21 protein-coding genes and 1 tRNA gene are annotated in these 22,222 nt (G+C 67.3%); 12 read left to right on the forward strand and 10 right to left on the reverse strand.

Annotation, left to right across the window (positions count from 1 at the left end; genetic code table 11):
- Positions 1-90: 90 nt before the first annotated feature.
- Genes ACTJJX_RS04370 through ACTJJX_RS04380 form a run of 3 tightly spaced genes read right to left on the reverse strand, consistent with a single transcriptional unit; the run spans position 91 to position 2,502 of the window.
- Positions 91-957 carry an MBL fold metallo-hydrolase gene (locus tag ACTJJX_RS04370; RefSeq protein WP_003116469.1) on the reverse strand — a complete coding sequence of 289 codons (867 nt, stop codon included), beginning with the start codon at positions 955-957 and terminating at the stop codon, positions 91-93.
- Positions 957-1,889 (reverse strand): pyridoxamine 5'-phosphate oxidase family protein, encoded by a 933-nt coding sequence (locus ACTJJX_RS04375; protein ID WP_016852661.1) that lies wholly within the window; start codon positions 1,887-1,889, stop codon positions 957-959. The genes ACTJJX_RS04370 and ACTJJX_RS04375 overlap by 1 nt, the downstream gene beginning before the upstream one ends.
- A 16-nt stretch (positions 1,890-1,905) precedes the next feature.
- Entirely contained in the window at positions 1,906-2,502 is a 597-nt protein-coding gene (locus tag ACTJJX_RS04380) for a glutathione S-transferase family protein (protein ID WP_003116471.1), read from the reverse strand.
- Between the two features lie 165 nt (positions 2,503-2,667).
- Here ACTJJX_RS04380 and ACTJJX_RS04385 point away from each other — a divergent pair, with 165 nt between their 5' ends.
- From ACTJJX_RS04385 to ACTJJX_RS04395, 3 genes are all read left to right on the forward strand, one after another.
- Entirely contained in the window at positions 2,668-3,225 is a 558-nt protein-coding gene (locus tag ACTJJX_RS04385) for a TetR/AcrR family transcriptional regulator (RefSeq protein WP_003103255.1), read from the forward strand.
- A 45-nt stretch (positions 3,226-3,270) separates the two neighbouring features.
- Positions 3,271-3,510, forward strand: coding sequence for a glutaredoxin family protein (locus tag ACTJJX_RS04390; protein ID WP_003113967.1), 240 nt, complete (start codon positions 3,271-3,273; stop codon positions 3,508-3,510).
- Positions 3,511-3,877: 367 nt separating this feature from the next.
- Positions 3,878-5,281 (forward strand): cytochrome-c peroxidase, encoded by a 1,404-nt coding sequence (locus tag ACTJJX_RS04395; RefSeq protein WP_003452495.1) that lies wholly within the window; start codon positions 3,878-3,880, stop codon positions 5,279-5,281.
- Between the two features lie 57 nt (positions 5,282-5,338).
- On the opposite strand, the gene ACTJJX_RS04400 is transcribed toward ACTJJX_RS04395, so the two are convergent.
- The 3 genes from ACTJJX_RS04400 to mobA all read right to left on the reverse strand — a co-directional run bounded on the left by ACTJJX_RS04400 (position 5,339) and on the right by mobA (position 6,518).
- A tRNA-Pro gene (locus ACTJJX_RS04400) sits at positions 5,339-5,415 on the reverse strand.
- A 153-nt stretch (positions 5,416-5,568) separates the two neighbouring features.
- Positions 5,569-5,790 (reverse strand): YgdI/YgdR family lipoprotein, encoded by a 222-nt coding sequence (locus ACTJJX_RS04405; RefSeq protein ID WP_003091247.1) that lies wholly within the window; start codon positions 5,788-5,790, stop codon positions 5,569-5,571.
- 131 nt (positions 5,791-5,921) lie between these two features.
- Positions 5,922-6,518, reverse strand: a complete 597-nt coding sequence (gene mobA, locus ACTJJX_RS04410; protein ID WP_003109495.1) for a molybdenum cofactor guanylyltransferase MobA — start codon at positions 6,516-6,518, stop codon at positions 5,922-5,924.
- A 66-nt stretch (positions 6,519-6,584) separates the two neighbouring features.
- On the opposite strand from mobA, the gene moaB reads away from it, so the two are divergent.
- Together moaB and ACTJJX_RS04420 are read left to right on the forward strand one after the other, a co-directional pair.
- Positions 6,585-7,124 carry a molybdenum cofactor biosynthesis protein B gene (gene moaB, locus ACTJJX_RS04415; protein WP_003091240.1) on the forward strand — a complete coding sequence of 180 codons (540 nt, stop codon included), beginning with the start codon at positions 6,585-6,587 and terminating at the stop codon, positions 7,122-7,124.
- Positions 7,121-8,338: a molybdopterin molybdotransferase MoeA gene (locus ACTJJX_RS04420; RefSeq protein ID WP_003122464.1), complete on the forward strand. Its 1,218-nt coding sequence runs from the start codon at positions 7,121-7,123 to the stop codon at positions 8,336-8,338. Before moaB ends, ACTJJX_RS04420 begins: the two co-directional genes overlap by 4 nt.
- Before the next feature lie 28 nt (positions 8,339-8,366).
- Here the strand turns inward: ACTJJX_RS04420 and gliR are convergent, their stop codons facing one another.
- Positions 8,367-9,398, reverse strand: a complete 1,032-nt coding sequence (gene gliR / locus ACTJJX_RS04425) for an AraC family transcriptional regulator GliR (RefSeq protein WP_003116474.1) — start codon at positions 9,396-9,398, stop codon at positions 8,367-8,369.
- 176 nt (positions 9,399-9,574) lie between these two features.
- Here gliR and ACTJJX_RS04430 point away from each other — a divergent pair, with 176 nt between their 5' ends.
- From ACTJJX_RS04430 to ACTJJX_RS04450, 5 genes are all read left to right on the forward strand, one after another.
- On the forward strand, positions 9,575-11,170 hold the full coding sequence (locus tag ACTJJX_RS04430) for an FAD-binding oxidoreductase (RefSeq protein WP_003113971.1): 1,596 nt from the start codon (positions 9,575-9,577) through the stop codon (positions 11,168-11,170).
- 5 nt (positions 11,171-11,175) lie between these two features.
- Complete coding sequence (locus tag ACTJJX_RS04435) at positions 11,176-12,756, forward strand: glycerol-3-phosphate dehydrogenase/oxidase (protein WP_003113972.1); 1,581 nt, start codon at positions 11,176-11,178, stop codon at positions 12,754-12,756.
- A 20-nt stretch (positions 12,757-12,776) separates the two neighbouring features.
- On the forward strand, positions 12,777-14,336 hold the full coding sequence (locus tag ACTJJX_RS04440) for an FGGY-family carbohydrate kinase (RefSeq protein WP_003109491.1): 1,560 nt from the start codon (positions 12,777-12,779) through the stop codon (positions 14,334-14,336).
- A gap of 74 nt (positions 14,337-14,410) precedes the next feature.
- Complete coding sequence (yegS, locus tag ACTJJX_RS04445) at positions 14,411-15,319, forward strand: lipid kinase YegS (RefSeq protein WP_003091230.1); 909 nt, start codon at positions 14,411-14,413, stop codon at positions 15,317-15,319.
- A gap of 102 nt (positions 15,320-15,421) precedes the next feature.
- A complete protein-coding gene (locus ACTJJX_RS04450; RefSeq protein WP_016852662.1) occupies positions 15,422-16,228 on the forward strand; it encodes an MOSC domain-containing protein in 807 nt (268 codons plus the stop codon).
- A 43-nt stretch (positions 16,229-16,271) separates the two neighbouring features.
- Here the strand turns inward: ACTJJX_RS04450 and ACTJJX_RS04455 are convergent, their stop codons facing one another.
- Both ACTJJX_RS04455 and slt read right to left on the reverse strand, forming a co-directional pair.
- Entirely contained in the window at positions 16,272-16,658 is a 387-nt protein-coding gene (locus tag ACTJJX_RS04455) for a lysozyme inhibitor LprI family protein (protein WP_003118100.1), read from the reverse strand.
- 56 nt (positions 16,659-16,714) lie between these two features.
- A complete protein-coding gene (gene slt, locus ACTJJX_RS04460; RefSeq protein WP_016253193.1) occupies positions 16,715-18,643 on the reverse strand; it encodes a lytic transglycosylase Slt in 1,929 nt (642 codons plus the stop codon).
- A 225-nt stretch (positions 18,644-18,868) separates the two neighbouring features.
- Here slt and ACTJJX_RS04465 point away from each other — a divergent pair, with 225 nt between their 5' ends.
- Both ACTJJX_RS04465 and ACTJJX_RS04470 read left to right on the forward strand, forming a co-directional pair.
- Positions 18,869-20,791 (forward strand): ATP-binding cassette domain-containing protein, encoded by a 1,923-nt coding sequence (locus ACTJJX_RS04465; RefSeq protein ID WP_003091215.1) that lies wholly within the window; start codon positions 18,869-18,871, stop codon positions 20,789-20,791.
- Positions 20,792-20,940: 149 nt separating this feature from the next.
- Positions 20,941-21,627, forward strand: coding sequence for a DUF6901 family protein (locus ACTJJX_RS04470; RefSeq protein ID WP_003118097.1), 687 nt, complete (start codon positions 20,941-20,943; stop codon positions 21,625-21,627).
- Between the two features lie 29 nt (positions 21,628-21,656).
- Here ACTJJX_RS04470 and ACTJJX_RS04475 read toward each other — a convergent pair whose 3' ends face one another.
- Entirely contained in the window at positions 21,657-22,094 is a 438-nt protein-coding gene (locus tag ACTJJX_RS04475; RefSeq protein ID WP_003091210.1) for a universal stress protein, read from the reverse strand.
- Between the last annotated feature and the right edge of the window lie 128 nt (positions 22,095-22,222).

Consider the following 22,222-nt stretch of genomic DNA (forward strand, 5'->3'; position numbering starts at 1 on the left):
CTTAAGCACTACAGGAAGACGGCCACTGTTAGACATTAGTCGAGGGTGGCCGCGAATTGGCACGAACCCTGTCTAGGACGGGCTTTCCCGCTATTCCAGCCAGTGCGGGAAGTAGCCCAGGGCGGCCTGGACCCGCGCATCGTGCGCCGGAATCACGCTCAGGCGCGGGTCGCTGCGGAGCAGCAGGCGGATCTTCGCCAGTTGCGCGAGGGTGCGCGCGGGATCGCGATCGACCAGGGCGCGGCCGGCGAAGAATTTCTGCCGTGGGCCTTCGACGCCTTCGAGTCGCCAACTGGTGTCGCCGCTGAAGAACAGCCGGCGCCCGCTGTCGAGGGTGACGAACAGACCGACCGAGCCGGGCGTATGGCCGGGCAGGGGGACCAGCACCAGGCGGCCGTCGCCAAACAGGTCGAGGCTTTCGTCGAAGCCCATGAACGGCCGCGGATCGAAGCTGTAAGGTCGCCAGCGCACGCCATGGCGGAATTGGCTGGGGAAGGCGGCCGGCGGGGTGGCGATGCGGCTGAAGGCGATCTCCTCGTAGGGTGCCCAGACCGGTACTTCGGGGAAGTCGACCAGGCCCGAGGCGTGATCCCAGTGTGCGTGGGACAGCAGGATGCGATCGACGCGGATACCGGCTGCGTCCAGTTGGTCGCGCGCCGGGACGACTTTCTGGTAAGCGAACAGCGGCGCTGCCCACCAAGGCATGTCGGCGCGGAACTGGGCGTCGATGTCGCGCCCCAGGCCAGTGTCGAAGAGCAGGGTGGCGGCGTGGTGCTCGATCAGCACCGCGGTATGGCTGAGCGGTACCCGGCGCACCCAGGAGCCACCGTCGACGGTGAGCGCATCGAGGGTTTCCACTCCCGAGGTGCGCAACAGGGCGACTCGCATTTCCGCCGCCTGCACCGGCAGGACGAGGAGGGCGATCAACAACGAGGCAAGGCGATACAGGAAAGGCATCAAGATTCACCGGCAGGAAGAAAAGGGGATGGCTGGGGCTCGCCGAATGCCAGCGGCAGGCGGCCACGCCGCCAGCGCCAGCCTGCGGGGCGCAACGCCAGCAGGCGCTCGGCGCCGGCGGGCCAGGGGATGGATGGCTGCGAACCCGGCCAGAACAGCTCGGCCTCGGCGTGCAGGTGCAGCAGGTCGCCATTGTCGAAATCGATGAACAGCAGGCCGCAGCGAGGATCCTGGAGCAGGTTGCCGAGGGTATTGAACAGGCGGTTGCCGGCATAGTCGGGCAACCACAGGCGGCCATCCGCGCCGAGCCGGAGAAAGCCCGGCGGCCCGCCCCGATGGGAGACGTCGACGCCGCCTCTGAGTGGGTCGGCATGCTGGCTGGCGATGAACAGCGTATCGCTGCGCGAGACCAGCGACAGCCAGCGTGGATCGAGTCCTTCGCCCTGCAATGCGGGACTTGCGATCCTGGAGACGGGCTGATGGCTGCGCGCCTGGATGTACTTGGGACAGTTTCCGAAGGATTGCTCGACGCCGACCGTGAAACCCTTTCCGTCCCGCGCCAGGACCCGTCCATTCATGCGGTTGCGGCGGCGGGTCGGCCATTCCAGGCCGAGGATGCCGAGGCGGGTGCCAGCCTCGAGATTGGCCGCCAGCGGATCGTCCGCTTGCGGCAGGTTGTCGATGCGCAGGCGGGTCGGTTCCGGCGAACGGGCGAAGCCGGGGGGGCCCCAGAGCACCGAGGCGCTGGGGTAGCCGTCGGCGTCGAGGCTGCCCACCAGCAACAGCGATAGCAGGGAGAAGAACTCCCGGTGCTGGTCCGGCATGAAGGTGCGGATCGCGCGGCTGCCGAAGCCGGCGACCTGTTCGCGAACGCCGGCGCGTTCCTGGATCGCCAGTTCGCCGGTGTGGAAGGGACTCTGTTCCGGGCTCATGCTGCCTCCTGCCGAGCTACAGGCCGGGCATCGGGATGTAGCCGGGCAGCGCGCGGATGCGGGCGATCCAGGCGTTCAGCGCCGGGTAGTGGTCCAGCGCCAGGCCGCCTTCGGGGGCGAGGGCCAGGTAGGGGTAGAGGGCCACGTCGGCGATGCTCGGCTGTTCGCCCTGGGCCAGCCAGCGATGCTCGGCCAGGTGCCGGTCGACCAGGCGCAGCACTTCCAGGCCTCGCTGGTGGGTTTGCTCGCGATCCAGCGGCAGGTTGAAGCGAGTGATCAGCCGGGCGCTGGCCGGGCCGTTCTGCACCTCGTTGGCCGAATAGCTGAGCCAGTAGGCGATGCGGCCCTGGCTGACGGGGTCGAGCGGATACCACTCGGGACCGGCATGGCGTCGTGCCAGATAGACGAGAATGGCGTGGGAGTCGCCCAGTTGCAGCTCGCCGTCTTCCAGCACCGGGATCTGTCCGCGGGGATTCATGCGGAGGAAGGCCTGGGTCTTGTGCTCGCGGTTGAGGAAATCGACCGGCCGCAGCGTCGCCTCGCGGCCGATGAGGGAGAGGAACAGGCGGACCTTGTAGGCGTTGCCGGAGAGATCCAGGTCATGCAGTTTCATCTGAGGGTTCCAGGCGGGTATTGGTGCCTGGATATTAGACAGACAGGTCTGTATATTTCAAGGCGCGCGTTCGCCTTTTTCCGTCGGTATTCGTCCGGGGAGCGACGCAGAGCGGTTCAAGGGGGCGGCAGGGTCGCGCATAATGGGCCGCTCAGGAGGCTTTCCATGACATCCCGCAAACGCGAGCAACTGCTCAGCACCGCCGTCGACCTGTTCTATCGCGAGGGTTACCACGCCACCGGCATCGACCGCATCCTGGCCGAATCCGGGGTGGCGAAGATGACGCTGTACAAGCACTTTCGCTCGAAGGACGAACTGATCATGGCCGCCCTGGAGGTGCGTCGGCAGCGCACCGCCGAACGCATGCTCGAAGCCGAGGCACGGTTGCAGCCGCGAGCGGCGATCCTGGCGGTGTTCGATGGTCTGCAGGAGTTCCTCCAGGACGAGGCGTTCCGTGGCTGTGCCTTCATCCATGCCGCCGCCGAGTTCCATGAGCGCTCGCATCCGATCCATCGCCAGGCGGCCGAGCAAAAGGCCTTCGTTGAAGCCTATTTCCAGCGCCAGCTGGAGCGCCTGGGCGCGCGTTCGGCGGCACTGCTTGCGCGGCAGTTGCAATACCTGATGGAGGGCGCCCTGGTGATGGCGCACATCCATGGGCCGGCGGATCAGGCTCGCGAGGCCCGGCAGGCGGCCGAAAGTCTGTTGCAGGTCGCTGGCATCTGAGCGCGGGTGCTACCATCGCCGCGAAACACTGCACAGGTCCTTTCGATGCCCCCGGAATGCCAACTCTTCGGAACCCTCGGTTGCCACCTCTGCGAAGTCGCGGAGGCGGTGCTGATGCCCTTCGTCGAACATGGCCTGCTGGTCGAACTGGTGGACATCGCCGACGACGAAGCCTGGGTCGAGCACTATGGCCTGCGGATCCCGGTGCTGCGCCGCTGCGACAATGGCGCCGAGCTGAACTGGCCGTTCGAGGCCGAGCAGGTCGCAGCCTTCCTCAGCTGCTGATGCCTATTCATTCGCGCTAAGCGCGGCACCGCTGGTAACCCCGCGCTCTATGCGCAAACCGGACTGCGTTCCGCTTCCTTCCCCCATGCCGCGCGGTGCCTGGCTTCGGCGATGCTGGCGAAGCGATGCATAGGCGTTTCTCAATGGTTTTCATAGCCTGAGTCTATTGGCTCGGCAGGCTACGTTCGGCTAGGCCTAAGGGCGATGGATAAACCCTGAGTTCCCTTCAGGACTGACTGGAAACAGCCGGGAACCCGCGTGGCGCAGGACGCGTCGCAGGTCGTTCGGTCCGCTGTCGCGGACCGCCGGGGTGTGGGGGTCGGGACGACGAGGCTCGGCGTTTCCTCATAACGAAAGAGGACGCCTGATGAAAACGCCCGCCTGGACGCGCCATGCCCTCTGGGTCATGCCGCTCGCCCTGGGGCTGCAATCCGCCGTGGTCGCGGGGGATGAGCAGCCAAGCAAGACTTCCAGCTATTCGCCGGTGGTGATCAATGAGGACTTCGCCACCATCATGAAGCGCATGACGGCGAACAAACCGTCGATCGAACAGGCCCACAAGACGCTTCTCGAGCAGCGTTACGATCTCAGCGACAGGCCGGCCAAGGGCGCCAGCATGACGCGCGGCAAGCCGCTGCAGGAAGGGGTCCGGGTGAAGCTGCCGGCCGGCACCAGCTGGGAGGAACTGGCCAGGCTGAGCCCCGAGGAAATCCGCAAGCAGGGGCTGTTCCCCGGTGGCTTCCTGCCGCTGCCGCACCCTAACCATGCCGAAGGCGGGATGGTCTTTCCCAAGTTCCTCATCGACGAGATCAAGCGCCAGGAAAGCCGCGATCTGACTCGTTTCGACCTCGACTACGACCTGCCGGACCACTTCCTGCCGGAATTCCCGGCACCGATGTTCCTTACCACCCGGCCTGACCTGGGCGATGTGTCCAAGGGCAAGCTGGTGACCATCGACAACTATTTCGCGTTGTTCAACGGGATTCTCAATCCCAAGCAGCTGGAAGGGCTGCGCCTGCTGCTAACGGCCTTTCCGCAGCAGCAGTTCAACCTCACCGACGATCGCCGTAGCGAGCATCCGAGCCGCGGCGTAGCCTGCTTCGACTGCCATGCGAACGGCCACACCAATGCCGCTACCCACCTGGCCGGCGATGTGCGCCCGCAGCCGTTCCGCCACCGCATCGACACGCCGACGCTGCGCGGGGTGAACATCCAGCGGTTGTTCGGCTCGCAGAGGGCGCTGAAGACCGTCGAGGACTTCACCGAGTTCGAGCAGCGCGCCGCCTACTTCGACGGTGATCCGGTAATCGCCACCAAGAAGGGGGTGAACGTGCTCGAGCGTGGCAGTCAAGTGCATTTCATGGGTGAGTTCCAGGCGCTGCTGGACTTCCCCCCGGCACCGAAGCTGGATGTGGAGGGGCGGCTCGATCCGGGCAAGGCCAGCGAGCAGGAATTGCGTGGCGAAAAGCTGTTCTACGGCAAGGCGGCCTGCGCCGGGTGCCATGCGCCGCCTTACTTCACCGACAACCTGATGCACAACCTGAAGGTGGAGCGCTTCTACGATCCGAAACTGGTCAATGGCGTGATGGCGTCCGCCGACGGGCCGATCAAGACCTTCCCGTTGCGCGGGATCAAGGATTCGCCGCCGTACCTGCACGACGACCGCCTGCTGACCCTGGAGGACACCGTGGAGTTCTTCAACCTGGTGCTGGAGCGCAAGCTGTCCGCGGAAGAGAAGGGCGACCTGGTGGCCTACCTGCGTACCCTGTGAGAAAGGCCGAATCGCAGGCAATAAAAAACCCGCCGTTGAGGCGGGTTTTTCGGGATATGGTCGGAGCGACTGGATTCGAACCAGCGACCTTCTCGTCCCGAACGAGACGCGCTACCAAGCTGCGCTACGCTCCGTTTTGTTGGGGCGCATTCTACAGAAAAAGTTTTGGTACACAAGGGGTTAGATGAATTTTTTTTCGAGCCCCGGTTTCCCCGGGCGAAAAAGCAAAGACCCCGTCGCTCGTTCGAGTCGACGGGGTCTTCAGGAAAACCTGTTACGCGACGGTATCAGAGTTCCTTGACGGTGCGGACCTGGTCCTTGTTCACGCGGGCGCGCTTGCCGTCGAGCTGTTCGAACTCGTAGAAGCCGGAATCCTCGTCATAGGAAGGGGTGTCTACGGCCTGGATTTCACGTCCGTCGTTGAGGGTGATCACGGTAGGGCTGGAACAACCCGCGAGGGCGCCGAGGCCTACGGCGAGGAGGAGGGCGGGTAGCATCCGCTTGATCATTGCGCAGTTCTCCTGTGCGGTCAGACTTTGAAGTTACGAGTTTCTGACAGACGAGTTCTAGGAAGAGTTCCCCCCTAAAAACGAGTGTTCCCCCCACCTTCGAGAAAATTCGACTCGACGTCCCTTCCGTTTTACTTCAGTTCGCGGTGATTAGCCAACAGCTCGGGGGTGTTCAGGTTGGCCAGCCGCGGATCGCCCGCGGCCAGCTCGATGGCCTCCGCGCCAAGCGGCAACAGGACGTGGCGTGGGCTACGGTCGCCCTGGCGCCAGGCGTGTTCTATCTCTTCGGCCAGGTGCGTCGGGATCAGGCTGAACAGCGGTTCCCACTGGCCGCCGCAGCGCAGCATCCAGGGGCGCGCCGGTGTGCGGCCGGCGGCCTGCAGCAGGGTTTCCAGCAAGGCGCGGTCGATGCGCGGCGCGTCGCAGGGCAGCACCAGCAGCCAGGGATGCCGGGCCACCGCCAGGCCGGCGCGGATGCCGGCGAGCGGGCCGGGGAAGTCTCGGCTGTCGTCGCTCACCAGGCGGTCGGCATAGGCCGCATAGCGTTCCTGGTTGCGGTTGCAGGAGACGATCAGGTCATCGGTGAGCGGGCGCACCAGGCGATGCAGGTGGGCGATCAGGGGCAGGCCCTGCCACTCGATCAGGCCCTTGTCGCGACCGCCCATGCGCTGGCCGCGGCCTCCCGCCAGGAGAAGGATGGAGCAGGGGGGCAGGGCGCTATCGGGCATCTGGGGTCTCCGTGTCGGGCCTGTGATATAACACCGCGATCACGTCCACAAGCAAGGGCCAACCCCATGAGCCACAAGGCCGAAACGGCATTCGTGCCGTTGAACATCGCCGTCCTGACCGTCAGCGATACCCGTACCCTGGAAACCGATACTTCAGGCCAGTTGTTCGTCGACCGCCTGACCGAGGCCGGGCACAACCTGGCCGCTCGCGTGCTGCTGAAGGATGACCTATACCGGATCCGCGCACAGGTCGCGACCTGGATCGCCGAGGATAGCGTGCAGGTCGTGCTGATCACCGGCGGCACCGGTTTCACCGGCCGCGACAGCACCCCGGAAGCGGTGGCCTGCCTGCTGGACAAGCAGGTGGACGGCTTCGGCGAGCTGTTCCGGCAGATTTCGCTGGCCGACATCGGTACCTCCACCATCCAGTCGCGGGCCCTGGCCGGGCTTTCCAACGGCACCCTGGTCTGCTGCCTGCCGGGCTCCACCAACGCCTGCCGCACTGCCTGGGAAGGCATCCTCGTCGAGCAACTGGACGCCCGTCATCGCCCGTGCAACTTCGTCCCGCACCTGAAACAGGCGGCGCCCTGCGAGAGCCGCGGGTGAGCGGCTGCTGCGAGCATCCGGGGCTGATGCCGGTCGAGACGGCGCTGGAACGGCTCCTCGAACTGGCCGCGCAAACGCCTATCGATACGTGTGAGCAGGTGCCCCTGGAGCAGGCTGGCGGCCGCGTGCTGGCGGTCGACCTGCTGGCCGGCCTGGACCTGCCGCCGTGGCCGAACAGCGCCATGGACGGCTATGCCTTGCGCCTCGCCGACTGGAACGGCGAGCCACTGCCGGTCAGCCAGAAGATCTTTGCCGGACAGGCGCCGGAGCCGCTGCAAGCGGGTACCTGTGCGCGGATCTTCACCGGTGCGCCGCTGCCCGAAGGCGCCGATCTGGTAGAGATGCAGGAAAACGCCGAAGCGCTCGACGATGGCCGCGTGCGCTTCACCCAGCCGTTGCGCGCGGGCCAGCATGTGCGCCCGCGTGGCCAGGAAATCCGCCAGGGCGACCTGGTCCTGCCGGCCGGCACGCGCCTGCGCTCCATCGAACTGGGGTTGGCGGCTTCGCTCGGCTACGCGGCCCTGGAGGTGCGACGCAAGCCGCGGGTGGCGCTGCTGTCCACCGGCGACGAGCTGGTCGAGGCGGGCCAGCCGCTGCAGGCCGGGCAGATCTACAACAGCAACCGTCCGTTGCTCAAGGATTGGCTGCAACGCCTGGGCTGCGACGTGCTCGACGCCGGCATCCTTCCCGACGACCTGGCACGTACCCGCGAGCGCCTGGCCGGGTTGGCCGGGGTGGACCTGATCCTGTCCACCGGCGGCGTATCGGTGGGCGAGGCCGACTTCCTCGGCATGGCGCTGCGCGAAGCCGGCGAGCTGACCCTCTGGAAGCTGGCGATAAAACCCGGCAAGCCGCTGACCGTCGGCCAGTTCCAGGGCATCCCGGTGATCGGCCTGCCGGGCAATCCGGCTTCGACCCTGGTCACCTTCGCCCTGCTGGCGCGTCCCTACCTGCTGCGCCGGCTTGGCGTGGCGCAGGTCGCGCCGCTGCGGGTGGAGGTACCGGCCGGCTTTGCCTGGACCAAGGCGGGGCAGCGTCGCGAGTACCTGCGTGGTCGCCTGGAGCAGGGCCGCGCGGTGCTCTATCCGAACCAGAGTTCCGGGGTACTGCGCAGCGCTTCCTGGGCCGAGGGGCTGGTGGAGGTCCGCGAGGGACGTACCCTCGTGGAAGGCGAGGGCGTGGCGTTCATTCCGCTGAGCGAACTGCTCGATTGAGCCGACGGCGGCCGGATGGCCGCCGTTCTCATTGCGCCGCCGGCTCCTTGCGCCGTTGCCGGTACTCGCCGGGCGTCTGCCCGGTCCAACCCTTGAAACTGCGATGGAACGAGCGCGACTCGGTAAAGCCCAGGTACTGGGCGATGTCCTGGATCGGCAGCTCGCTATGCAGCAGGTAGTGCTCGGCCAGTTCGCGGCGCAGTTCGTCGAGGGTCTGCTGGTAGCTGCTGCCGGCTTGCTGCAGGTGGCGTTGCAGGGTGCGTACGGTCATGCCGAACTTCTCCGCCACCCGTTCCTTGCGCGGCAGGCCGTCCTTGAGTAGCTGGCGCAGGGCGTTCTTCACCCGCAGCGGCAGCGGCTCGTCATCGTCCAGCTCGGCCATCAGCGCCAGGGCATGTTCCTCCAGAGTGCGCAGCAGCGTCGCGTCGGCCTGGCGCAGCGGCAGCGCCAGGTAGTCCAGCGGTACCAGCAGCGCCGAACAGGGTTGGGCGAAGCGTACCGGACAGCCGAAGAAGGTCTCGTAGTCTTCCACGCGGGTTCCGTCCGGCAGGTCGTGTTCCAGCCAGACCTCGTCCGGCGAACCTTCCAGGTCGGCGATCCAGCGCGCGTAGAGGACCCAGGAAGCCAGGACGTGCTCGACCATGTGGCGCCGTACCAGGGGTGTCTGGTGGCGGCAGTTCCAGATCAGCCGGACCTGCCCGCCGGCCGCCTCGATGCGGCTGGTGCCCATGTCGCCGACCAGCTTCTCGTAGGGCGTGATGCGGCTCATGGCCTCGCCCAGGGTGGCGCAGTTCATCGCGATGTAGCCGAGCACGCTCCAGGAGCCGGGCTGGACGAAACGCGCCGAATGCAGGCCGAACAGGGGATCGCCGGAATGCTCGCAGAAATAGCCGAGCAGGCGCTCGTGGGCTTCGCCCGGCAGGCGCTGGCGATTGTCGTTGAGCTGGTCGGCCTGGAGGCCGGCGGCGGCCAGGGCAGGGGCGATGTCCAGGCCGAGCCGTTCGGCATGGCGCAGGTATTTCAGCAGGGCCGGAACCGAGGTGGAGCCAAGGGTCTGCATGGTCGTTGTTCTTGTCGTGGCGGGTGGAACAGGCCGTCCGGCGTGCGTGCCGGCTGTCTTGATCGGTCACAGGGAGTGTCTCGATCCGACAGTGACAGGCGAGGGCGGCTGGCTAGTATAGGCAGCCAGAAAGGTTCCGATAAACAGGTTGCCGCGACAAGCGAGGGGAGAGGTTCATGCGCCGTTGGAATGGCTGGGGCGAAGAAAGCACCGTGGTCGAATTGCCGGACAGCGCCCGTGGGTTCCTGGCGGAACTGGTCGGGCAGGGCGCACGCTTGCCGGACGCCAGCCTGGAGGCGGCGCTGGCGAAGGTCCCGGCGTCGCGCCTGGAGGCCGATCCGCGCTACAGCATCGACCCCCGTGAGCGTCTGCTGCATGCCCGCGGGCAGAGCCTGCCGGACTGGCTGGCGATGCGCGAGGGCGACTTCGGCGTCTACCCGGACGCCGTGGCCTATCCGGAAACCGCCGAACAGATCCGCGAGTTGCTGGCCCTGGCCGACTCCCGCGACCTGCAACTGATTCCCTATGGCGGCGGTACTTCCGTGGCCGGCCATATCAATCCGCAAGCCTCGCGGCGGCCGGTACTGACGGTCTCGCTGGAGCGCATGAACCGCCTGATCGATCTGGACCGCGAGAGCCTGGTCGCGACCTTCGGCCCCGGCGCCGCCGGCCCGCAGGTGGAGAGCCAGTTGCGTGCGCTGGGCTACACGCTCGGGCATTTCCCGCAGTCCTGGGAGTTGTCGACCCTCGGTGGCTGGGTCGCCAGCCGCTCCAGTGGCCAGCAGTCGCTGCGCTACGGGCGGATCGAACAACTTTTCGCCGGCGGGACCCTGGAGACCTTCGCCGGGCCGCTTGAAATCGCTACCTTCCCGGCATCCGCGGCGGGACCGGACCTGCGCGAACTGGTGCTGGGCTCTGAGGGACGCTTCGGGATCATTTCCTCGGTGAAGGTGCGGGTCTCGCCGCTGGCCGAGGACGAGCGCTTCTACAGCGTCTTCCTGCCGAACTGGCAGCAGGCCCTGCAAGCCACCCGCGAGCTGGCCCAGGCGCGCGTGCCGCTGTCGATGCTGCGCCTGTCCAACGCCGTGGAAACCATGACCCAGCTGGCCCTGGCCGGCCATCCCGGACAGATCGCCTGGCTGGAGAAATACCTGGCACTGCGCGGCGCGGGCGAGGGCAAGTGCATGCTGACCTTCGGCGTGACCGGCAACCGCCGGCAGAACGGATTGTCGCTGAGCCAGGCGAAGGCCTTGCTGAAACGCTTCGGCGGGGTCTTCACCGGCACCCTGCTGGGGCGCAAGTGGGCGCAGAACCGCTTCCGCTTCCCCTACCTGCGCGAGGCCCTGTGGCAGGCGGGCTACGCCGTGGACACCCTGGAGACCGCCACCGACTGGAGCAACGTCGACGGCCTGCTGCAGAAGATCGAGGCCAGCCTGCGAGACGGCCTGGCCGCCGAGGGCGAGAAAGTCCATGTGTTCACCCACCTCTCGCATGTCTATGGCGAGGGGTCGAGCATCTATACCACCTACGTGTTCCGTCCGGCCGCGAGCTATGCGGCGACGCTGGAGCGCTGGAAGCGTCTCAAGCATGCGGCCAGCCAGGCGATCGTCGACAATCGTGGCACCATCAGCCACCAGCATGGCGTCGGCAAGGACCACGCACCCTACCTGCCCCGCGAGAAGGGCGAACTGGGCGTCGCCGCGCTGCGTGCCATGGCCGGTCACTTCGACCCGGCCGGGCGGCTCAACCGCGGCACCCTGCTGCAGGACTGAGCGGAATGACTTCAGCCTGGAACGAGGAGTGGCGTCGCCGCCGCCTGCCGGCGCTGGCGGGGCAGGAGTGGGACCTGATCGTGGTCGGCGGCGGCATCAGCGGTGCCGGCATCCTCCGCGAAGCCGCGCGGCGCGGCTGGCGCTGCCTGCTGCTGGAGCAGCGGGACTTCGCCTGGGGCACCTCGAGCCGCTCGTCGAAGATGGTCCATGGCGGCCTGCGCTACATCGCCAAGGGCCAATGGCGGCTGACCCGCGACTCGGTGCGCGAGCGCCAGCGCCTGCTCGGCGAGGCGCCTGGGCTGGTGGAGCCGTTGAGCTTCGTGATGGCCCACTACCGCGGCGGCTTTCCCGGCCCGCGGCTATTCGGCGGCCTGCTGAGCGTGTACGACGCCCTTGCCGGGCGGCGCAACCACCGTTTCTACGACGCCGCCGCGTTGCGCTACCTGGCGCCGGGCCTGAAGGAACAACGGCTGCTCGGCGGCACGCGATTCTTCGATGCGGTGACCGACGATGCGCGCCTGGTGCTGCGGGTGCTGGCCGAGGCGCGTCACGACGGCGGCGAGGCATTCAACGGCATGCGTGTGCGCGAATTGCTGCGCGAGGGCGGCCAGGTGGTCGGCCTGCGCGCCGAGGACCGCGAGAGCGGCGAGCTTTTCGACTTTCGCTGCCGCGCCCTGGCGCTGGCCACCGGGGCCTGGGCCGATGAGTTGCGCCAGCCCGGCGGAAGCGAGCACATCCGCCCGCTGCGCGGCAGCCATCTATTGCTGCCGGCCTGGCGCCTGCCGGTGGCCCATGCCTTCAGCTTCATGCACGCCACGGACCGGCGACCGGTGTTCGTGTTCCCCTGGGAGGGCGCGACGGTGGTCGGCACCACCGATCTCGACCATCGCGACGGCCTTGGGGAGGACGCGCGGATCAGCCGCGCCGAACTCGACTACCTGCTGGCGGCCTGCGCCCAGCAGTTTCCCGCCGCTGCCATCGAGGCGCGCGACGTGCTGTCGACCTGGGCCGGCGTGCGACCGGTGGTCAGCAGCGGCGACGACAGCGGCAAGCCTTCCGACGAGAAACGCGAGCATGTGCTCTGGCGCGAGCCGGGCTGCGTGACCCTGGCCGGCGGCAAGCTGACCACCTTCCGGCCGCTGGCGGTGGAGGTGCTACAAGCCTGCGCGCCGCTGCTCGGGCGCACGGTCACGGACGATGGCGCGGCGGTGTTCGGCGCCTGCGAAGGCCCGCTCATCGACGGGCTCGGCAGCGGCCAGCGACGCCGCCTGGCCGGTCGCTACGGACGCGACCTGGTCCGCCTCAAGCGGCTGGTGGACACCCTCGGAACGGACTGCGTGGGTGCCAGCGAAACGCTCTGGGCCGAACTGGCGTTCGCCGCCGAGGCGGAAATGGTGCTGCATCTCGATGACCTGCTGTTGCGCCGCACCCGCCTCGGCCTGCTGTTGCCCGGAGGCGGCGCGGCATACCTGCCGCGTATCCGCGCGCTCTGCCAAGCGCGCCTGGGCTGGGACGACCCGCGCTGGGAACGTGAGCAACAGGCCTATCTGGACCTCTGGCGCCGGCACTACAGCCTGCCCGTCTGACCAGCCGAGACGAGAACGAGATGAACGACAAGAACTATCTGCTGGCGATCGACAATGGCACCCAGAGCGTGCGCGCCCTGCTGTTCGACCTGCAGGGCAACCTGCTGGGCAAGGGCAAGGTGGAGCTGGAGGCCTACTACTCGAAGCATCCGGGCTGGGCCGAACAGGACCCCGAGTACTACTGGGCGATGCTCGGCGAGGCCTGTCGGCGGCTCTGGGACCAGGTGGACATCGATCGCGGGCTCATCCGCGGGGTGTCGCTGACCACCCAGCGTGGCACGGTGATCCACGTCGATGCCGAGGGCAGGCCGTTGCGTCCGGCGATCCTCTGGCTCGACCAGCGCCGGGCGGAGGTCCGCGAGCGCATCAGGGGGCCTTGGGGCTGGCTGTTCAAGCTGGTCGGCGCCGAGGGCGCGGTGGAGCATTTCCGCGCCCAGGCCGAGGTCAACTGGGTGGCCCAGGAGCAGCCGGAGATCGCCGCGAAGACCGACAAGGTGTTGCTGCTTTCCGGCTTTCTCAGCCACCGCCTGACCGGCCGTTTCGTCGATTCGGTGGGGTGCTGCGTAGCCTACCTGCCGTTCGACTACAAGCGCCTGCGCTGGGCCGCGCCGCGCGACTGGAAATGGCAGGCGCTGGCGGTACGCCGCGAGCAGTTGCCGGAGCTGTTCAAGCCGGGCGAGCGGCTCGGCGAGATCAGCGCCGAGGCCAGCCGGCACACCGGCATTCCGCAAGGCCTGCCGTTGATCGCCGCGGGGGCCGACAAGGCCTGCGAGGTGCTCGGCGCAGGTGCGCTGGAGCCCACCATCGCCTGCCTCTCCTACGGCACCACGGCGACCATCAACACCACTCGCGCCCGCTACCTGGAAACCGTGCCGCTGATTCCACCCTATCCGGCGGCGATTCCCGATCATTTCAATACCGAGGTGATGATCTATCGCGGCTACTGGATGGTCAGCTGGTTCAAGCGCGAGTTCGGCTTGCGCGAGATGCAGCAGGCGCGCGAGCAGGGGGTCGAGCCGGAGCAACTGTTCGACGAACTGGTCAACGGCGTGCCGCCCGGCTCGATGGGCCTGACCCTGCAACCCTACTGGTCGCCGGGAATCCGCGAACCGGGACTGGAGGCCAAGGGGGCGATGATCGGTTTCGGCGACGTGCATACCCGGGCGCACATCTACCGGGCCATCCTCGAGGGCCTGGCCTATGCCCTGCGCCAGGGCAAGGAGCGCATCGAGAAGCGTTCGGGCACGCCGATCGTGCGCCTGCGCGTGGCCGGCGGCGGCTCGCAGAGCGACGCGGCGATGCAGCTCACCGCCGACATCTTCGGCCTGCCGGCCGAGCGCCCGCATGTCTACGAGGCGTCCGGCCTGGGTGCGGCGATCGACTGCGCGGTGGGGCTTGGCCTCTATCCGGACGTCGCCAGCGCGGTGGCCGGGATGACCCGCGTCGGCCGGGTTTTCCTGCCCCAGGCGGAAGCCCGGCAGATCTACCAGCGGCTCTATGGCGAGGTCTACCTGCGCATGTATCGCCAGTTGCGCCCGCTCTACCGCAGCATTCGCGAGATTACCGGCTACCCTGCCTGAACCGGGCGCCGCACTTCCGTCCCGGATACGCGGTCAATAGGCAAAGACAAGGCCACGACGAGGGGTTCGGTTCGATGGACAAGGACAAGGTTCTGCTGGTCCTGCACGGCAAGCAGGCGGGCAACGAAGAGGTTCGTGCCGCGGTCGCGGCACAGCGCGAGGCCGGGCGGGAGCTGGCGGTGCGGGTAACCTGGGAGGACGGCGACGCCCGGCGCATCGTCGAGGAGGCGCTGGCGGCCGGCTATGCGACGCTGGTCGCGGGCGGTGGCGACGGCACGCTGCGCGAGGTGGCCGAAGCGCTGGCGCGCGGGCGAGGCGAGGCGAGCCTGGCGATCCTGCCGCTGGGCACCGCCAACGATTTCGCCCGCGCCGCCGGGATTCCCCTGGAACCGGCCGCGGCGCTGGCGCTGCTCGACCAGACGGCGCGGCCGATCGACCTGGGCGAGGTGAACGGCAAGCTGTTCCTCAACATGGCCACTGGCGGCTTCGGTTCGAAGGTCACCGCGAATACCTCGGAGGACCTGAAGAAGGTTCTCGGCGGTGCCGCCTACCTGTTGACCGGGTTGACCCGTTTTTCCGAAGTGCATGCCGCCCAGGGCCGTTTCAGCGCCCCGGACTTCCAGTGGGAAGGCGAGTTCCTCGCCCTGGGCATCGGTAACGGGCGCCAGGCCGGCGGCGGGCACGTACTGTGTCCGCAAGCGCGAGTGGACGACGGCCTGCTGGACGTGAGCATCCTGCCGACGCCGCAGGACATGGTCGGTACCCTGGGCACCCTGCTCGGCGGTGGCAACGGAGTGGAAAGCCTGTTCGTCCGCGCGCGGGTGCCATGGCTGGAAGTGGAGGCGGCGGAAGGTCTCGACGTCAATCTCGACGGCGAGCCGCTGGAAGGACGCAAGCTGCGTTTCTCGGTTTCCCCGGGCGCGCTGCGCGTGCACTTGCCGGCCGGCTCGCCGTTGTTGCGCGAGCCGCCGCGCGAGGACTGAGGGCGGGGCCGACTGATCCGCTGCCTGGAGTGGCGTCTGTGTCTTGTCGGCCTTTCCCGCGACACCGTATAACAGCATCTTTCCACCAAGGATGCTGGTTCCATGTTCCGTCTCTCCGCGCTGTACCGCTATCCGATCAAGTCTTCCGCCGCCGAGTCCCTGGAGCGCGTCGCGCTCGATGCGCTGGGCGTGGTCGGCGACCGACGCTGGATGGCGGTGGACACCGAAACCGGACGTTTCTTCACCCAGCGCCTGCTGCCGCAGCTGGGGCGTATCCAGGCGCGCTGGGCGGCACCGGAGGTCCTGCGGCTGAATGCGCCGGGGATGTCCGAGCTGAGCCTCGAAGTACCGGCAGCCGACGCCAACCTGCGTGGCGTCACGGTCTGGCGCGATACCTTGCAGGCGCCGGATGCCGGCGACGCCGCAGCGGACTGGATGACGCGCTTCCTCGGCCGCCCGACGCGCCTGGTGCACATTCCCGAGGCGCGCGCGCGGCAGGTCGATACCGGCTACGCCGAGCCGGGGCAGAAGGTGCATTTCGCCGACGGTTTCCCGCTGCTGCTGATCGGCCAGGCTTCGCTCGACGACCTCAGCCAGCGGGTCGGCCGGCCGTTGGAGATGCTGCGCTTCCGTCCCAACCTGGTGGTGGAAGGCAGCGCCGCGTTCGCCGAGGACGGCTGGAAACGCATCCGCATCGGCTCGGTCGAGTTCGTCGTGGCCAAGCCCTGTTCCCGCTGCATCCTCACCACCCTGGATCCGGCGACCGGCGAGCGCAACGAGGACCGCGAGCCGCTGACGACCCTGAAGACCTACCGGGAAAAGGATGGCGCGGTGCTGTTCGGGCAGAACCTGATTGCGCTGGGACAGGGCAGCCTGGAGGTGGGGATGCCGGTGGAAATCCTCGACTGAGGAACGGTCGCCCGCCGTTGCGGCGGGCGGCCCTTGCCGGCGATCAGAGCTTGGCGTCGACGCAACCGGTGCTCAGGCACTCGCGCTCGCGTTCGCGGAGGAAGTCGAGGCGCTGGCGGGTCTTCTCGGTGGCGCAGTCGAGGTTGACGAAATAACCGTTGTCCTTGCTTTCGCTGCAGGCCGCGTCGCGCTCCTTGATCCAGGCGATCTGGCTCTTCTTCAGCAGGGCTTTCTGGCCGTCGTTCAGGTGCTTGCGCAGGGTGCCGAACTGCTGGTTCAGCTCGCGGTCGGCCTGGGAAAACTCGCCGCTGCGGCAGTACACGCTGTCGAAGGCGTTGCGCGGCGTACCGCAGGCGTCGGCGGCCAGGGCGCCGTCGGCGAGCAGCAGGCTGGAGGTGGCGAGCAGGGCGGTGGCGAGGGGCTTGTTCATCTTGAGGTCCTTTTCAAGGTACTGGAAAGGCCCGGGCGTCCGGGCCGGGTTGGGGGTCAGAAATCGTCGAAGTAGCGTTCGTGCCAGTCGACGATGGGCTGCGGCGCATTGAGCTTCTGCCCGTAGATCACCGCATAGGACAGCACGTTCTGCACGTACTGGCGAGTCTCGTCGAACGGAATGGTCTCGATCCACACGTCGAAGGCCAGGTGGCGGGTATCTTTCAGCCACTGGCGGACGCGGCCCGGACCGGCGTTGTAGGCGGCCGAGGCGAGTACCCGGTTGCCGTTGAACTGGCTATGCACCTGGCTCAGGTAGGCGGCGCCGAGGCGGATGTTGACGTCGGGCACGATCAGTTGCTGGGTCGAGGCCAGCGGGATGCCGAACTTGCGCGAGGTCTCCTTGGCGGTGCCGGGCATCAGCTGCATCAGCCCGGTGGCGCCGACTCCGGAACGGGCATCGGACATGAACGCGCTTTCCTGCCGGGTGATGGCGAAGATCCAGCTGGAGTGCAGGCCGCGGTTCTTCGCTTCGCGCACCAGGGTGGCGCGGTGCGCCATCGGGAAGCGGATGTCCAGGTCGTCCCAGTACTGCGCCTGGCTGATCGAGCGGATCGCCGGGAAATACCACTGCATGTCGTAGGCCAGCCTGGCCTGGGCGATCAGCTCGTCGCGATCGAACAGGCGCGCGGCGTGGTACCACTCGCGGCGGGCGTTGATCACTTCGCCACGGTTGAAGAACTCCATGGCCCGGCGCGTACTGGCGGCGTTGCGTACGCGTTGCAGGACGCGCGGGTCGATGTGCGCAGGACGGTTGCCGAGCTTGTACGGCACGCTCAGGCGGTCGGCGGCGAGGAAGCCGTAGAAGTCGCGCTCGCCGGCGAGCTTCTGGTACAGCGCGATCGGCTCCTTGCTGTTCGGCTGCGCCAGTTGCAGGCTGCGTGCCTGCCAATAGCGCCAGCGGCTGGTGGCGGCAAGATCCTGGGGCAGCTTGCGGGTCAGCGCGTAGGCTTCGTCCCAGCGGCCCAGGCGCAGCAGCAGGCGGGTGCGCCATTCGGTGACGGTGTTGTCGCGCAGGCCGGGATCGTACTGGGTCATCAGCGGCAGTGCGCGCGGATCGAAGCGCTTGGCCAGGCTGAGACCGATCTCGCGGGCGATGGCGACCTTCTCGTCGCTGGAGAAGGGTAGCGCCGAGCTGTAGTAGTCGAGCAGGCTAAGGGCCTTTTCCGGGTCCTGCCGCGCCAGGCGGCGCAGGCCGAGACCGACCACGTCGGCGGTGGCATGGTCGCGCTGGCTGAAGCGGCCGGTCTGGCTCAGCTGGGCGGGGTTCTGCGCCACGCTGACCATCAGCGCGCCCTGGTTGCCGAGGGTCGGCAGGCGCTGCGCGAGGTGCGAGGCGAGGCTGTAGTTGCGCGCTTCGGCGGCCAGCTTGAGGCGTTTCCAGACCTTTTCCTCGGTGAGCTGGCCTTCGCCCTGCCAGAGGCCGAACAGGGTGTCGCAGGCAGCCGGCTGCGACTTGCCGACCAGCCACAGGCGTTCGCTGGTGGCGTAGCCTTCGGCCTTCTGGCCGTGGCCCAGCTGGTACTGGCCATACAGGCAGTCGAGTTCGGTGAAGTTCAGCTTCGGATCGTAGTAGTTGACGAAGGTCTTCCAGTCACCGCGGTCGGCCAGCAGGCGCAGCCAGCGCAGTTTCAGCCAGCCGATCTGCGGCAGGTCGCCGTGTTCGGTGAGGAAGCGCTCGACCTCCTCGTTGCTGGCGGACTTCAGCCGGTGGGTCAGTTCGTCGTAGGCCAGGTAGGGTTCCAGCGGGTAATCGCGCAGGGCGCTGCGCGAGGCCATGTAGGGCGCGCTGTTGCCCTTGGCCAGGGCGGCCTTGGCCTGGTCGTAGAGACGGCGTTGTTCGGTCAGGGAAGCGGCGTGGACCGCGTCGACGGAGGAAATACTGAGCAAAAGGCAGGAAACGAGAGTGAACAGGCGACCGCGCATGACTTATCCGGGCAGGTGATGTCGGGTAACGTCGGCAGGTCCGCAACGGCTGCCTACGGGCGTTTCGACCGCTCGCGGGACTGGCGCGCGACCGCTGTCGCGGGGCGCGCCCGAAGCCGGGCGGATGGCTCGCCTAAGCTTAGCCGTTGCGGCATGGCGGTGAAAGCGCCGTGCCATCCGATGCCTATCCGGCGTAAAATGCGCGCCCTGTTTCCGGAGGCGCCCATGACCCTGCTCAAGTTCACCGATGTATCCCTTGCCTTTGGCACCACTCCCTTGCTGGACAAGGTGTCGTGGCAGATCGGCCGTGGCGAGCGGGTCTGCGTGATCGGGCGCAACGGTACCGGCAAGTCCAGCCTGTTCAAGGTGGTCAAGGGCGAACAGCAGGCCGACGACGGCGAAGTCTGGCGCGCACCGGCGCTGAAGATCGGCGAATTGCCCCAGGAACTGCCGCGTGCCGACGAACGGACAGTGTTCGACGTGGTGGCCGAGGGTCTGGCGGAAGTTGGCAAGCTGCTCGCCGAGTACCACCACCTGAGCCTGAACATCCATACCGACGACGACCTGGCGCGCCTCTCGCGGGTCCAGCAGGAACTCGAGGCGCGCGATGGCTGGCGCCTGCAGCAACTGGTGGACAGCACCCTCAGCCGCCTGCAGTTGCCGGCCGACAAGACCCTCGCCGAACTCTCCGGCGGCTGGCGTCGGCGCGTGCTGCTGGCCCAGGCGCTGGTCGCCGAGCCGGACCTGCTGCTGCTCGACGAACCGACCAACCACCTGGACATCGGCGCCATCGCCTGGCTCGAGGAAGCGCTGCTGGGCTTCAACGGCGCGGTGCTGTTCATTACCCACGACCGCGCCTTCCTGCAATCCCTGGCGACCCGCATCCTCGAGCTGGATCGTGGCCACCTGATCGACTGGAACGGCGACTACGCCAGTTTCCTGGTGCACAAGGAACAGCAACTGGCCGCCGAAGAAGCTGCCAACGCATTGTTCGACAAGCGCCTGGCCCAGGAAGAAGTGTGGATCCGCCAGGGCATCAAGGCCCGCCGCACGCGCAACGAAGGGCGGGTTCGGGCACTGAAGGAAATGCGTCGCGAACGCGCCGAGCGCCGCGAGCGCCAGGGCAAGGCCAGCTTCCAGCTGGAAAGCGCGGACAAGTCCGGCAAGCAGGTGATCGTGGTGGAGCACGTCAGCTTCGCCCATCCCGGCGGCCAGCCGCTGGTACGCGACTTCTCCATGGTCCTGCAGCGCGGCGACCGTATCGGCCTGCTCGGCGCCAACGGTACCGGCAAGACCACCTTGCTCAAGCTGCTGCTTGGCGACCTGCAGCCGACCTCGGGCAAGATCGAGGTGGGCACCAAGCTGGAAGTGGCCTACTTCGACCAGTTGCGCCATCAGCTCGAACCCGAGCAGACGGTGATCGACAATATCTCCGAAGGCCGCGAGTTCATCACCATCGACGGCCAGAACCGGCATGTGCTCAGCTATCTCGGCGACTTCCTGTTCAGTCCGCAGCGCGCCCGCACCCCGGTGAAGGCGTTGTCCGGCGGCGAGCGCGCGCGCCTGTTGCTGGCCAAGCTGTTCAGCAAGCCGGCCAACCTGCTGGTGCTCGACGAACCGACCAACGACCTCGACGTGGAAACCCTGGAACTGCTGGAGGAAGTCCTGCTCGGCTTCCAGGGCACCGTGCTGATGGTCAGCCACGATCGGGCCTTCCTCGACAACGTGGTGACCAGCACCCTGGTCTTCGAGGGCGAGGGCAAGGTTCGCGAATTCGTCGGTGGCTACCAGGACTGGCTGCGCCAAGGGGGCACGCCGCGCCTGCTCGGCGTGAGCGAGTCGAAGAGCGGCAAGGCCGAGCTGAATACCGCGCTGGCGCCCGCCGCCGAACCCGCGCCGGCTGCTGCGGCGCCGAGCGAGGCGCCGGCGAAGAAAAAGCTCAGCTACAAGTTGCAGCGCGAGCTGGAGGCTTTGCCCGGGCAGATCGACGCGGTCGAGGCGGAGCTGGCGGGTGTCCAGGAAACCATCGCGCAGCAGGATTTCTATCTGCGCCCGCAGGACGAGCAGCGCGAAACCCTGGCGCGGCTGGACGCGTTGCAGCAGGAACTCGATGCCTTGCTCGAGCGCTGGGCCGAACTGGAAGACTGATCCATCTCGAAAAAGTGAGCTGCATCAATGTGATAGCGGCTCATCTCGATGATCCTTGCGGGCCTTGCCGGCGGTGGGTGCAGTCCCCAGTCGGTCCCTCTGGCTGGCGTCATTGACGGGCCGGCCGTCTCCCGAGAAAGGATCAGTCCATGGCAATCGAGTACCGCATCACGCTGGACGACCAGCATCAGCTCAACTATCGCATCGAGCTGGAGCGGCACTACGACCCGCAGGCGGCTGCCGCAGCGCCGCGCTGGACGCGCCTGGAACACAATCGCTGCAGCAACTGCCCGCTCGATCGCGAACGCTACAGCCATTGTCCGGCGGCGGTCGACCTGCATGGGGTGATCGAGGATTTCCGCAACCTGCCGGCGTTCCGCAAGGCCGGCATCTGCGTGCGCACGCCGGAGCGCGAGTACATCAAGCAGGCGGGCCTGGAGGAAGGACTGCGCGCGCTGATCGGCTTGATCATGGCCAGCAGCGCCTGTCCGCTGCTGGCGCCGCTGAGGCCGATGGCCATGCAGCACCTGCCGTTCGCCAGCAACCAGGAGTTCGTGCTGCGGGTGGTGCCGCTGTACCTGATGCGCCAGTACTTCAACTTCCGCGAGGGGCGGCATGCCGATTGGGAACTGAAAGGGCTGGTGCGGCTGTTCCAGCAGTTGCAACTGGTCAACCAGGCGTTCTGGCAGCGAATCCACGACACCTGTGTCAGCGATTCCAACCTGAAGGCGTTCCTGACCTTCTTCTCGCTGTCGTCGAGCATCAGCTATTCGCTGGAAACCCAGTTGCAGAAGATCCGCCCGCTGGTGATGAGCGCCGAGGAAACGCCCGGCTGAGGCGCAGGCCCCGGCCGAGCGGGGAGAGATCAGGCTTTCTTCAGGTGCACCGCGAGCACGTCGCAGGGCGCGCCGTGCAGCACGTCGTTGGCAGTGGAACCGAGCAGCAGCGCCAGGCCGTGGCGACCGTGGCTGCCGACCACGATCAGGTCGCAGGCCTGTTCCGCGGCGAGGCGGTGGATTTCCTGGCGCGGTTGCCCGTAGACCAGGTGGCGCTGCTCGCTGCCGAGGTCCGGATAGCGTACGGCGAAGGCATCCAGGCGTTCACGGGCCTGGTCGAACTGCTGCTGCTGCAACATCGACAGGTCCATCGGCACGTCCCCACCGAAGGCCATGGCCATGGGCTCGACCACATGCACCACCGAGAGCCGGGCCTGGTTGCTGGTGGCCAGGGCCGCCGCACGCTTCATCACCGGGTCGCATTCGTCGGTCAGGTCGACGGCGACCAGAATGTGTTGATAGGGCATGAACGTCTCCTCCCAGAAGGGGATAGTGTTTTCATTATGGACTTTCGCGCCGCGCGTGGAACCTGTTCCGTTGCGCTGGGCAAAAAGCTGCTCCGCCGTGGTCGCATTCGCCTGTAAACTGCGCCTCC

Source organism: Pseudomonas sp. 22490 (assembly GCF_052044465.1).
Lineage (GTDB): Bacteria > Pseudomonadota > Gammaproteobacteria > Pseudomonadales > Pseudomonadaceae > Pseudomonas > Pseudomonas aeruginosa.